Raw genomic sequence first — 11768 nt, forward strand, 5'->3', positions numbered from 1 at the left:
CCGCTCGTAGGCTCGGCATTCCCAGCACCGCCCCACACTCCCGAAGGAGCACGGACCATGGGTTTCCTCGATCGTCTGCTCGGCCGCCCCGAGCGACCCCGGCAGGACCAGAACCAGTGGGGCCAGCCCCAGCAGCCGCAGCAGCAGGGCTACCGGTACGGGCAGCAGTCGTACCAGGTGCCGGCCTCGTCGCCGACGTGGGGCTCCGGTGCGCCGGACGGAGGGCGACCGGCCTGGCAGTCGGGCGCACAGGCGGGCGCGCAGGCGGGCGCCGCGACCGACGACGAGCGCGCCGTCGAGCGCTACCGGTACCTGCTGCGCACGGCCCCGCCGGAGCGCATCGAGGAGGTCCACGCCGAGGCGTTCGCGACCCTGACGCCCGAGCAGCGCCGCATGGTCTACGACGAGTTCACGCGGACCGCCCCGGCCGGTGAGGCCCCGCGCGGCGACGACCCGCGCTCGCTGGCCCAGGCGGCCACCCGCTCGGAGATCCGGCAGCCCGGGTACGTGGAGCGTTCGCTCGGCGGGATGGGCGGCGGGATGGGCGGCGGGTTCGGCGGACGCCAGGGCCCCTCGTTCGGTCGGATGGTCGGCGCGTCGATCCTCGGGACGGTGGCCGGGTACGTCATCGGCTCGGCGATCATGAGCGCCTTCTTGCCTGACCCCGGATCGTTCGACGGCGGTACCGACGCTGCGGATGACGGTGGTTCGGGTGACACTGGTGGCGGGTACGACGAAGCGTCGGCCGACGGCGGCTCCGACTGGGGCGGTGACTTCGGCGGCGACTTCGGTGGTGACTTCGACGTCTGACCCGGTGTTCCGGCCCGCCCGGACCGTCCACAGGCACGCGGTCACCCGCTGACATACTGGTATTCTCCATGCTCGACGAAGGAGCGACATGGCGATCATCGAAGCCACGGGGCTGACGAAGACCTACCGGTCGAAGTCGGGTCCCGTGCACGCCCTGACCGGGCTCGACCTCGCCGTCCCGCAGGGGACGGTGAAGGCCCTGCTCGGCCCGAACGGTGCGGGCAAGACCACCACCGTCAAGGTGCTGACGACACTGATCACGCCGGACAGCGGTTCCGCGACGATCGACGGCGTCGACGTCGTCCGCGACCCGCAGGCGACCCGGCGGTCGATCGGCGTGTCCGGGCAGTACGCGGCGGTCGACGAGAACCTCACCGGGTTCGAGAACCTCGAGATGATCGGCCGGCTGTACCACCTCGGGCGGCGCACGGCCCGGCAGCGGGCGCGGGAGCTGATCGACGTGTTCGACCTGGCCGAGGCGGGTGACCGGCCGGTGAAGGGGTTCTCGGGCGGCATGCGGCGCCGCATCGACCTCGCCGGCGCGCTCGTCATGAACCCCCGCGTGCTGTTCCTCGACGAGCCGACGACCGGGCTCGACCCGCGGAGCCGCCTCGCGCTCTGGGACGTCATCGAGGGGCTGGTCGCCGACGGCGCCACCGTGCTGCTGACGACGCAGTACCTGGAGGAAGCCGACCGTCTCGCGGACGACATCGCCGTCATCGACGGCGGGACGGTCATCGCCGAGGGCACGGCCGACCAGCTCAAGGCCCAGGTCGGCGGGCACCGGGTGGTCGTCACGCTCGTGGACGCGGCGGACGGCGACGCGGCCACCACGGCGTTGCGGCGGTACGGGGTCGGCGACGTCGAGGCCTCCGGCGACGGACGGACGTACGCGGTCGCGGTCGACGCCGGACCGAGCGCGCTCCAGCGCGTCCTCGCCGACCTCGGCGAAGCCGGGATCGAACTGCACGACGCGGGCATGCGCCGGCCCACGCTCGACGACGTGTTCCTCCGGCTCACCGGGCACGCCGCGACCGCCGACGAGCCCGACGACCCCGCCCCGACCAAGCCGGGCCGCACGAAGCAGAAGGAGTCGGCGCGATGACCGCCACCACCACCACGGCGCCGGGCCGGGCGCTCCCCGTCGTGATCACCGCACCCGCCGCCGTCTGGCTCGAGGACGGATGGACGGTCACGAAGCGCAACCTCATCAAGATCAAGCGCTCGCCGGACATGCTCGTGTTCGCGGTCCTGCAACCGATCATGTTCGTGCTGCTCTTCAGCCAGGTGTACGGCGGGGCGATCGCCGTGCAGGGCACCGACTACACACAGTTCCTGATGGCGGGCATCTTCGCCCAGACGGTGGTGTTCGGTGCCACGTTCTCCGGCTCCGCGATGGCGCAGGACCTCAAGGAAGGCCTGATCGACCGGTTCCGGACCCTCCCGATGTCGGCGTCGGCGGTGCTCATCGGCCGGACGAACTCCGACCTCGTGCTCAACGGCATCTCGATGGTGATCATGATGCTGACCGGGCTCGCGGTCGGGTGGCGGGTGAACTCCTCCGCGCCGGAGTTCCTCGCTGGCGTCGGGCTGCTCCTGCTGTTCAGCTACGCGTTCAGCTGGGTGATGGCGCTGCTCGGCATGAGCGTGAAGACGCCCGAGGTCATCAACAACGCCTCCTTCATGATCCTGTTCCCCCTGACGTTCGTCTCGAACGCGTTCGTGCCGAGCGACACCCTGCCGCTGGTGCTCCGGGTGTTCGCCGAGTGGAACCCGGTGTCGTCGCTCGTGCAGGCCGCGCGCGAGCTCTTCGGCAACGTCGGGACCGCACCGGTGCCGGACATCTGGACCATGCAGCACCCGGTCGTCACGGTACTCATCGGCATCGCGGTCATGCTCATCGTGTTCGTGCCGTGGGCCGTGAGCAAGTACACCCGGATCAGCGCGAAGTGACGCGGGATGTGGAGCCCGACAGGGTGTACGGCGCGTCCGGCGAGACCGCTTAGCATCATCCAGTGACCGCGACCGAACCCCGACGCCTGCCCGAGCGTCGCTCTCGTCTCAAGCGCTGGATGCTCGAGGGCACCGACCGTGGCGCTTCGCACCAGGGCCCGCACCAGGTCGAGGTCGAGAAGACGCACTCGTGGTGGCGTGTCATGTGCCTCACCGGCGTCGACTACTTCTCGACGCTGGGGTACCAGCCCGCCATCGCCGCGCTCGCCGCCGGGCTCCTGTCGCCGATCGCGACCATCGTCCTGGTCCTCGTGACACTGTTCGGCGCCCTGCCCGTGTACCGCCGCGTCGCCCAGGACAGCTTCAAGGGCGCCGGGTCGATCATGATGCTCGAGAAACTCCTGCCGTGGTGGGCCGGCAAGCTCTTCGTCCTGGTGCTCCTCGGCTTCGCCGTCACGGACTTCATGATCACCATGACGCTCTCGGCGGCGGACGCGACGGCGCACATCGCGGAGAACCCCTTCACGCCGCAGTGGTTCACCGAGATCCCGGTGCCGCTCACCCTCGCGCTCCTGCTCCTCCTCGGCGTCGTCTTCCTGCGGGGCTTCAAGGAGGCCATCGGGATCGCGGTCGCCCTGGTCGCCGTCTACCTCACGCTGAACGCCGTCGTGGTCGTCGTGGCGCTCTGGCACGTGTTCGAGCACCCGACGGTGGCGAGCGACTGGTGGAGCGGCCTCACCACCCAGCACAGCAACCCGCTCGTGATGATCGGCATCGCGCTCGTCGTGTTCCCGAAGCTCGCGCTCGGCCTGTCCGGTTTCGAGACCGGCGTCGCCGTCATGCCGCAGGTCCGCGGTGACGCCGCCGACGCCGGTTCCGCCCGGCCGGAGGGCCGCATCCGCGGCACGAAGCGCCTGCTGACCGTGGCGGCGATCATCATGAGCACGTTCCTCATCACGTCCTCGATCGTCACGACGTTCCTCATCCCGCAGCGCGAGTTCCAGGCCGGCGGCCAGGCGAACGGACGCGCACTCGCGTACCTCGCGCACGAGTACCTCGGCGGCGTGTTCGGGTCGGTGTACGACTTCTCGACGGTCGCGATCCTGTGGTTCGCGGGCGCGAGCGCGATGGCCGGACTCCTCAACCTCGTCCCGCGCTTCCTGCCCCGCTACGGGATGGCTCCGCAGTGGGCGCGGGCGACCCGGCCGCTCGTCATCATCTTCACGCTCATCGCCTTCGCGATCACGATCCTCTTCCAGGCCAACGTCGACGCGCAGGGCGGCGCCTACGCCACCGGTGTCCTCGTGCTCATCACCAGCGCAGCGGTCGCGGTGACGCTCTCGGCCCGGCGCAAGGGGCAGAAGAAGCGCACGATCGGCTTCGGCGTCATCACCGTGGTGTTCGTCTACACGACGGTCGCGAACGTCATCGAGCGTCCGGACGGCGTCCGGATCGCGGCGGTGTTCATCATCGCGATCGTGGTCGTGTCGCTCGTCTCACGGGTCCGGCGGTCGTTCGAGCTCCGCGCGTCGTCGATCGAGCTCGACGCCGTCGCCCGGCAGTTCGTCGAGGCCGACGCCGACCAGTTCAGCTCGGTCTGCATCATCGCCAACGAGCCCGGGGCGGGCACGGCCGAGGCCTACCGCTCGAAGGGGCGTGAGGAACGACGCGACTCGGGCATCCCCGCGCGCGTGCCGACGATGTTCCTCGAGGTCCTGCCCGCCGACTCGTCCGACTTCGAGGAGGACCTCGTCGTCGAGGGCCACGTCGTGCACGGACACCGGGTCCTCCGGGTGCGGTCCGGCAACGTCCCGAACACCATCGCTTCGACGCTCCTGGCGATCCGCGACCTCGCCGGGGTCGTCCCGAGCATCTACTTCGAGTGGAACGAGGGCAGCCCGATCCAGAACGCGCTGCGCTTCGTCTTCACCGGGGTCGGCGACGTCGCCCCCGTCACGCGCGAGGTCCTGCGCGAGGCCGAGCCCGACGTGCACCGGCGGCCGAGCGTCCACGTGTCCTGACGTCGCGCCGGCCGCTGCGTCGTCGGCGCGATCCCGGACCGGACTGGAGGCGCGTGGCGGGACCGCCACGCGCCTCCAGTCCGGTCGTCAGGAACCGCCGGTGATCTGGTCCCGCACCTTGCGGCGGAGGACCTTCCCGATCATCGACCGGGGCAGGTCGTCGACCACGACGATCCGGCGCGGCACCTTGTACGGGGTGAGGTGTTCGCGGGACCAGGTCCGCAGTGCGTCGGCGTCGAACGTCGCAGGGTCCTTCGGGACCACCGCAGCCACGACCTGCTCGTTGCCAGCCTGCGTGATGCCGACGACGGCCACCTCACGGACGCTCGGGTGGCGCATCAGCGTGTCCTCGACCTCGGAGGGGGAGACGTTGAAGCCGCCCGTGATGATGAGCTCCTTGAGGCGGTCGACGATCCGGACGTACCCGTCCGCGTCGATCGCGACGATGTCACCCGTGCGGAACCAGCCGTCTGCGGTGAAGACCTCGTCGGTGGCCTCGGCCTTGCCCCAGTAGCCCCGGAACACCTGCGGGCCGCGGACCTGCAGTTCGCCGGGCTCGTCGGTCCCGAGGACCGTCGTGGCGTCGTCCGGGTCGGCGACGCGGGCCTCGGTCGAGGACAGCGGGAGCCCGATCGAGCCGAGACGACGCTCCGGTGACACCGGGTTCGCCATCAGGACGGGGGAGCACTCGGACAGGCCGTAGCCCTCGACGAGGTAGCCGCCCGTCCGTGCCTCCCACGGTTCGACGACGTCCTGGGAGAGCGGCATCGCGCCGGAGATGCCGATCTCGATGCCCTCGAGCGACACCTTCGCGGAGTCGGCGGCGTGCTGCAGGCGAGCGTAGATCGGCGGGACCGCGGGCAGGAACGTCGGCGGGTGCTTCCGCATCGCCTTGAGCACGAGGGCCGGGTCGAACGCCGGGAAGAGGACGAGGCGTGAGGCCATGCTCATCGCGAAGGTCAGGCAGAGCGTCAGGCCGTACGCGTGGAACATCGGGAGGACCGCGTAGACGACGTTGTCGCCCTGCCGGATCTGCGGCACCCAGGCGCGGGCCTGCGCGGCGTTCGCGAGGAGGTTCCCGTGGCTCAGCACAGCGCCCTTCGGCGTCCCGGTGGTCCCGGAGGTGTACTGGACGAGGGCGACGTCGTCGGTGGCCGGACGCGGGTGCCGCTTCGCGAGCTTGCGGTTCCCCACGAGGTCGTCCCACGGCGTCGTGCCACGGACCTTCGCGGTGAGCTTCGCGCGGCTCTCGCGGGACTTCGCCACCGGCAGCGACAGCGCCAGCCGGGTGCTGCGCGGCATCGCACGGGTGAGGTCCACCGAGACGATCGTGTCGAGCGCGACGTCGGCGGGGAAGTCCTGCACGGTGGCGACCGACTTGTCCCACACGATCGCGACCTTCGCGCCGTGGTCCTCGAACTGGTGCCGGAGCTCGCGCGGGGTGTACAGCGGGTTGTGCTCGACCACGATCGCTCCGAGCCGGAGCACCGCGTAGAAGGCGACGACGTGCTGGGGGCAGTTCGGCAGGACGATCGCCACCCGGTCCCCGGCGGTCACCCCGGCCTTGCGGAGACCGTTGGCGGCACGGAGCACCTGGTCCTCGAGCTCGGCGTACGTCGTCGTGCGGCCGAAGAACTCGAGGGCGACGCGTTTCGGGAACCGCCTGGCGGACTGCTCGACCAGGTCGACCAGGGAGCCCGTCGGCTCGTCGATGTCGTGCGGGACCCCCGGGGCGTACGAGGCAAGCCAGGGACGAGGCGTGTCGATGCTCACGTCGTCCAACCTAGCGGGCGGGTCCGTGGCGCCGTCCCGGGACATTGTCAGGGGTCGGACGGAGCATGGTGGCATGGCCTCGCTCTCGAACGCCTTCCGGTCCCGACTCGACGACACCTTCACCGGCGGCTCTCCCGGCCGTCCCGAGTGGATCGACGCCCTCGAGCAGGGCAGCGACGCGGGGTTCTTCGGCCCGGGGTCCGCGACGTGGAGCGTGCACGGCGGCCGGCAGACCGTCCTCGCCGGGGTGCGCGCCCTGCTCGTCCAGGCGCTCCACCCGGGAGCACTGGCGGGTGTGGCCGACCACTCCCGGTACCGTGAGGACCCCTTCGGTCGGCTCGCCGGCACCATCCGGTGGATCTACACCGTCTCGCACGGCGACCGTGCCGCGGCCGAGCACGCCAGCGCCTGGGTCGTCCGACTGCACGAGAAGGTCCGCGGCGAGTACGTCGACGGGCACGGGGTGACCAGGCCGTACGCGGCGAACGACCCCGACCTCGCCCGGTGGGTGCACCTCGCCTTCACGGACGCCTTCCTGCGGAGCGCGCAGACCTGGGGCGAACCCATCCCCGGCGGCGCGGACGCGTACGTGCGCGAGTGGGCGACGGCCGGCCACCTCATGGGGGTCGACGACGCACCGGAGTCCGAGGCCGAGCTGCGTGCGCAGATGGACGGCTACCTCGACCGGGGTGAGCTCGTCGCGACGGCGCGGACCCACGAGGTCGTCCGGTTCATCAAGGACCCGCCCCTGGCGCGGCTGCTCCGGCCGGGCTACCGGGCACTGTTCGCGGGGGCGGTGTCGACGCTCGACCCGCGGCACCGTGCGATGCTCGACCTCCGCGTCCCCGCGGTCGGGCCGATCACGTTCCCCTCGCGGCGCGCAGCGGGACTCGTCATCGACGGCATGACGGGGGTCCTGGGTGGCCGCCCGGACACCGAGACGGCGGCGCGCCGGCGGATCGCGCGGCTGGCCGCCGAGGGATCCGGCTCCGAGGCGCCTGGTTCCGAAGCGTCCGGCTCCGAGATGTCCGAGCCTTCCGAGTCCTCCGAGTCCGAGGCGAGCTCGCCGGCATCCTGACGAGCGCGGGCGCGCGGTCCTGCCGTCCGAGCGCGTGCGCGCGGTCCTGCCCGGGCGACGGCGGACCACCGCGACGAGGAACCGGCCTGGAGGCGCGGGACGGGCCCCGCCCCGCGCCTCCAGGCCGGCGGGTGCGTCAGAAGCCGGACGGCACCCGAGGCGTGTACGCCTGCTCGAGTCGCGCGACCTCGTCGGCGCTGAGCTCGATGGACGCCGCGGCGACCGCGTCGTCGATGTGGTGCTCCTTCGTCGCGCCGACGATCGGTGCGCTGACCACCGACTTGCCGGCGACCCACGCCAGGGCGATCTGGGCCATGGGGACGCCCCGCTCGTCGGCGACCTGCGCCACCGCGTCGACGATGGCGCGGTTGGCGTCCTCGTCCTGGCGGTAGAGCGTCTTGCCGAACTCGTCGGTGTCCGCGCGTGAGCCGGAGCCCTGTGCGTCCCAGGGGCGGGTGAGGCGCCCGCGTGCGAGCGGGCTCCACGGGATGACGCCGACGCCGGTGTGGCCGCAGAACGGGTGCATCTCGCGTTCTTCCTCGCGTTCGAGGAGGTTGTACTGGTCCTGCATGGAGACGAACCTCGTCCACCCGTGCCGTTCGGCCACGTGCTGCATCTCGGCGAACTGCCACGCCCACATGCTGCTCGCGCCGATGTACCGCGCCTTGCCGGCCTTCACGACGTCGTGCAGTGCCTCCATCGTCTCCTCGACCGGCGTGTGCGGGTCGAAGCGGTGGATCTGGTAGAGGTCGACGTAGTCGGTGCCGAGCCGGGTCAGGGACGCGTCGATCTCGTGCATGATCGCGGCGCGGGAGAGCCCTGCGCCGTTGCGGCCCGGGCGCATCCGGTTGAAGACCTTCGTGAAGACCTGGACGTCCTCGCGCGGTGCGATCTCCTTGAGGAGCTGTCCGGTGATCTCCTCGCTGCTGCCGGCCGAGTAGACGTTCGCGGTGTCGAACGTGGTGATGCCGGCCTCGAACGCGCGTCGGACGAACGGACGGGCCTCGTCGATGCCGACGCTCCACTCGTGGGAGCCCTTCGCGGGGTCGCCGTACGACATCATGCCGAGGACGACGGTGCTGATCTCGAGGCCCGTGGCGCCGAGTCGTGTGGTGTCGGTGGTCATGCGTTCACCCTGGCATCGCGCCCTGTGACCGCGAGGAGGCGGACCTGGAGCGGAGCGTCGTCGTGTACCTGCACGGGGGCGGCGTAGAGGCCGGTCGCGGCGAGGTCCTCGATCTTCGGCTCGAACTGGTGCCAGACGGCCTCGACGAGTTCGGTCGGGAGCGTCTCGTCCGAGCCGGTCGCGCGGGCGAGGTCCCAGGTGTGGATGGTGATGTCGCTCGTCTGCTCGGCGAGGTACTCGTGCGCGGGCACGACGTCGGTGCTAAGGTGCACGTGGACGTCGGCGGGAGCGTTCCGCCAGGCTTCGGTCGCCCGGGTGGCGTGCTTCGTCCACTCGGCAGTCAGGTCCTCGCCGATCTCTTCGAGGTCCGCCTGGGCCTGCTCGTACTCGCACCCGCTGAGGAGCAGGGGGATCCAGCGCTGCTCGTCCACGACGTGCGTCACGAGGTCGCGGGTGGTCCACTCGGAGTCGGGGGTGGGGGCGTCCCAGTCGGTGACGGCGGCGACGCGGCGGCCGAACTCGGCGGCTGCGAGGGCCTGCAGTGCGATCCAGTCGGTGGCCATGAGGGTGCTCCTGTCGGTGGTGCGGTCCGTGCGGCGGATCCCGTCACCGATCCGGAACCGGTCCGGCACCGAGGGGGTTCCCGCGCTCACACGCTACTGCGCCGGATCGCCTCGCGGGAGGGCGGTCGGCCCGTCTGTGGAGAAGACACTCGACACGACGACGCCCCGGCTCCGTGGGGGAGGAGCCGGGGCGTCGAGGCGGGTGCTGCAGTGCTGCTGTTCGGTGCCCTCAGGTCACGCTGGTCGAGCGGACCTCAGGCTGTGGCGACCGGCCGGGCCGGTGCTGCGACCGGCGACGCCGGTGCTGCCGTAGGGTGCGGTGCTGCCGTGGGGTGCGGTGCTGCCGTGGGGTGCGGTGCTCAGGCCGCCTGGAGGACGAACTGCACGTCGAGGTTGATGGTCACGTCGTTGCCGAGCGTGAAGCCACCGGCCTCGAGCGCGGCGTTCCAGTTCACGCCGAACTCGGTGCGGTCGATCTTCGTGGTCGCCTCGGCGCCGAGCTTGACCTGGCCGTAGCCGTCGGTGGTGACGCCACCGAACTCGGTCTTCAGGGTGACGTTCTTGGTGACGCCGCGGAGCGAGAGCTCGCCGTCGATGAGCATGTCGTCGCCGTCCTCGCGGATGCCGGTCGAACGGAAGGTCATCTGCGGGTGCTCCTCGGCGAGGAAGAAGTCGCCGGTCGCGAGGTGCTGGTCGCGCTGCTGCTGCTTGGTGTTGACGCTGGCGACGTCGATCGAGGCCTCGAGGGTCGAGTCGAGCGGGTTCTCCGCGGTGACGAGCGTGGCGTCGAAGCGCTCGAACGAGCCCTTCACCTTGCTGATCGCGAGGTGGCGGACCGAGAAGGTGACCTCGGAGTGGGTCGGGTCGATCTTCCAGGTGCCGGTCTGGTAGCCGGGGATGGCGGAGGCGGTGAGCGTCATGGTGATTCCTTCGAACGGTGTCTGCGGTCCCGAGCAGTCGCACGTACTCCATGCAACTGCATCGACTTGAACTGTACGCCATTCTGCACCCGTTTGGTTGAAGCGTCAACCAATTGTTCGAGAACAGTCCGGAGAGCGGCTCACGGGTACCGACACTGCCCCTCTGGGGACCGCCGGAGCCGATAGCGTCGGACCCATGGAATTCAGGTACCTGGGCAACTCCGGACTCAAGATCTCCGAGATCACCTACGGCAACTGGCTGACGCACGGCTCGCAGGTCGAGAACGACGTCGCCTCCCAGTGCGTGCGGGCAGCGCTGGACGCCGGCATCACCACGTTCGACACCGCGGACACCTACGCGAACACCGCCGCCGAGACCGTCCTCGGCGAGGCGCTGAAGGGCGAGCGTCGGCAGTCCCTCGAGATCTTCACGAAGGTCTACTGGCCGACCGGACCGAAGGGCCACAACGACACCGGCCTCAGCCGCAAGCACATCCTCGAGTCGATCGACGGGTCGCTCGAGCGTCTCCAGACCGACTACGTCGACCTCTACCAGGCACACCGCTACGACTACGAGACGCCGCTCGAGGAGACGATGCAGGCGTTCGCCGACGTCGTCCGCCAGGGCAAGGCGCTCTACATCGGCGTCAGCGAGTGGAACGCCGAGCAGATCCGTGCCGGTGCGGCGCTCGCGAAGGAGCTCGGCTTCCAGCTCATCTCGAACCAGCCGCAGTACTCGATGCTGTGGCGGGTCATCGAGGGCGAGGTCGTCCCGGCGTCGAAGCAGCTCGGCCTGTCGCAGATCGTCTGGTCGCCGATCGCCCAGGGTGTCCTGACCGGCAAGTACAAGCCGGGTCAGCCGCTGCCCGAGGGGTCGCGCGCGACGGACGAGAAGGGCGGCGCCGACATGATCAAGCGGTTCATGCGCGACGAGGTCCTCGAGGCCGTGCAGCGCCTGCAGCCCGTTGCCGACGAGGCCGGCCTGACGCTCGCACAGCTCGCGATCGCCTGGACGCTGCAGAACGAGAACGTCGCCTCGGCGATCGTCGGTGCCTCGCGCCCGGAGCAGGTCACCGACAACGTCAAGGCCTCGGGTGTCACGCTCGACGCCGACGCGCTCGCCGCGATCGACGCGGCCCTGGGGGACATCCCGGAGCGCGACGTCACGAAGACGGTGTCGCCCGCCACGCGGGTCGCCTGACCCACCGAGGGTCGGACGGGAGGCACGGTGCGGGTTCCGCACCGTGCCTCCCGTCGTTCCGGCAGGTGCGGTCTGCGCCGTGCTCTCGTCGATCCGGCAGGTGCGGTCTCCGCGCCGCCCGGTGCGTACCGCGCTCACAGCCGACACCGAGGTGACGACCAGGCGAGGCTGTCCACGTTCGAAGCAGCGGTGCGGGACCTTCGCACCAGGGCGCCGATACGGTGGGCTTTGCGAGCAAGGAGCACCATGAACGAGTCCCTGGTCATCATCCCGACGTACGACGAGGCGGAGAACATCCGTCCGATCGTGGCGCGCACCCTCGC

10 protein-coding genes are annotated in these 11768 nt (G+C 70.6%); 6 read left to right on the top strand and 4 right to left on the bottom strand.

Annotated elements, in window-relative coordinates; genetic code table 11:
- Positions 1-57: 57 nt before the first annotated feature.
- The 4 genes from IEY20_RS16115 to IEY20_RS16130 all read left to right on the top strand — a co-directional run bounded on the left by IEY20_RS16115 (position 58) and on the right by IEY20_RS16130 (position 4784).
- Entirely contained in the window at positions 58-810 is a 753-nt protein-coding gene (locus IEY20_RS16115; RefSeq protein ID WP_175328587.1) for a hypothetical protein, read from the top strand.
- Between the two features lie 88 nt (positions 811-898).
- Positions 899-1915, top strand: coding sequence for an ATP-binding cassette domain-containing protein (locus IEY20_RS16120; RefSeq protein ID WP_175328588.1), 1017 nt, complete (start codon positions 899-901; stop codon positions 1913-1915).
- The gene (locus tag IEY20_RS16125) at positions 1912-2763 is read left to right on the top strand and encodes an ABC transporter permease (protein WP_175328589.1); all 852 of its coding nucleotides are present in this window, start codon (positions 1912-1914) and stop codon (positions 2761-2763) included. Before IEY20_RS16120 ends, IEY20_RS16125 begins: the two co-directional genes overlap by 4 nt.
- A 119-nt stretch (positions 2764-2882) precedes the next feature.
- Positions 2883-4784 carry an APC family permease gene (locus IEY20_RS16130; RefSeq protein ID WP_229728129.1) on the top strand — a complete coding sequence of 634 codons (1902 nt, stop codon included), beginning with the start codon at positions 2883-2885 and terminating at the stop codon, positions 4782-4784.
- 87 nt (positions 4785-4871) lie between these two features.
- On the opposite strand, the gene IEY20_RS16135 is transcribed toward IEY20_RS16130, so the two are convergent.
- Positions 4872-6602, bottom strand: a complete 1731-nt coding sequence (locus IEY20_RS16135) for a long-chain-fatty-acid--CoA ligase (RefSeq protein WP_188889311.1) — start codon at positions 6600-6602, stop codon at positions 4872-4874.
- A gap of 28 nt (positions 6603-6630) precedes the next feature.
- On the opposite strand from IEY20_RS16135, the gene IEY20_RS16140 reads away from it, so the two are divergent.
- Positions 6631-7635 (top strand): oxygenase MpaB family protein, encoded by a 1005-nt coding sequence (locus IEY20_RS16140; RefSeq protein ID WP_175328592.1) that lies wholly within the window; start codon positions 6631-6633, stop codon positions 7633-7635.
- 136 nt (positions 7636-7771) lie between these two features.
- Here the strand turns inward: IEY20_RS16140 and IEY20_RS16145 are convergent, their stop codons facing one another.
- From IEY20_RS16145 to IEY20_RS16155, 3 genes are all read right to left on the bottom strand, one after another.
- On the bottom strand, positions 7772-8761 hold the full coding sequence (locus IEY20_RS16145; RefSeq protein WP_175328593.1) for an aldo/keto reductase: 990 nt from the start codon (positions 8759-8761) through the stop codon (positions 7772-7774).
- Positions 8758-9324 carry a TIGR03086 family metal-binding protein gene (locus IEY20_RS16150; protein WP_175328594.1) on the bottom strand — a complete coding sequence of 189 codons (567 nt, stop codon included), beginning with the start codon at positions 9322-9324 and terminating at the stop codon, positions 8758-8760. Before IEY20_RS16150 ends, IEY20_RS16145 begins: the two co-directional genes overlap by 4 nt.
- A gap of 359 nt (positions 9325-9683) precedes the next feature.
- The gene (locus tag IEY20_RS16155) at positions 9684-10244 is read right to left on the bottom strand and encodes a YceI family protein (RefSeq protein WP_175328595.1); all 561 of its coding nucleotides are present in this window, start codon (positions 10242-10244) and stop codon (positions 9684-9686) included.
- Between the two features lie 196 nt (positions 10245-10440).
- On the opposite strand from IEY20_RS16155, the gene IEY20_RS16160 reads away from it, so the two are divergent.
- The gene (locus tag IEY20_RS16160) at positions 10441-11445 is read left to right on the top strand and encodes an aldo/keto reductase family protein (RefSeq protein WP_175328596.1); all 1005 of its coding nucleotides are present in this window, start codon (positions 10441-10443) and stop codon (positions 11443-11445) included.
- Positions 11446-11768: the final 323 nt, after the last annotated feature.

This window comes from Curtobacterium luteum, assembly GCF_014646995.1.
In the GTDB taxonomy this organism is placed as follows: Bacteria; Actinomycetota; Actinomycetes; order Actinomycetales; family Microbacteriaceae; genus Curtobacterium; species Curtobacterium luteum.

What these genes read in the sequence shown, in the direction of transcription:
- IEY20_RS16115 (WP_175328587.1), top strand. Translation starts at nt 58, where the DNA reads ATGGGTTTCCTCGATCGTCTGCTCGGCCGCCCCGAGCGACCCCGGCAG.
- IEY20_RS16120 (WP_175328588.1), top strand. Translation starts at nt 899, where the DNA reads ATGGCGATCATCGAAGCCACGGGGCTGACGAAGACCTACCGGTCGAAG.
- IEY20_RS16125 (WP_175328589.1), top strand. Translation starts at nt 1,912, where the DNA reads ATGACCGCCACCACCACCACGGCGCCGGGCCGGGCGCTCCCCGTCGTG.
- IEY20_RS16130 (WP_229728129.1), top strand. Translation starts at nt 2,883, where the DNA reads ATGCTCGAGGGCACCGACCGTGGCGCTTCGCACCAGGGCCCGCACCAG.
- IEY20_RS16135 (WP_188889311.1), bottom strand. Translation starts at nt 6,602, where the DNA reads ATGTCCCGGGACGGCGCCACGGACCCGCCCGCTAGGTTGGACGACGTG.
- IEY20_RS16140 (WP_175328592.1), top strand. Translation starts at nt 6,631, where the DNA reads ATGGCCTCGCTCTCGAACGCCTTCCGGTCCCGACTCGACGACACCTTC.
- IEY20_RS16145 (WP_175328593.1), bottom strand. Translation starts at nt 8,761, where the DNA reads ATGACCACCGACACCACACGACTCGGCGCCACGGGCCTCGAGATCAGC.
- IEY20_RS16150 (WP_175328594.1), bottom strand. Translation starts at nt 9,324, where the DNA reads ATGGCCACCGACTGGATCGCACTGCAGGCCCTCGCAGCCGCCGAGTTC.
- IEY20_RS16155 (WP_175328595.1), bottom strand. Translation starts at nt 10,244, where the DNA reads ATGACGCTCACCGCCTCCGCCATCCCCGGCTACCAGACCGGCACCTGG.
- IEY20_RS16160 (WP_175328596.1), top strand. Translation starts at nt 10,441, where the DNA reads ATGGAATTCAGGTACCTGGGCAACTCCGGACTCAAGATCTCCGAGATC.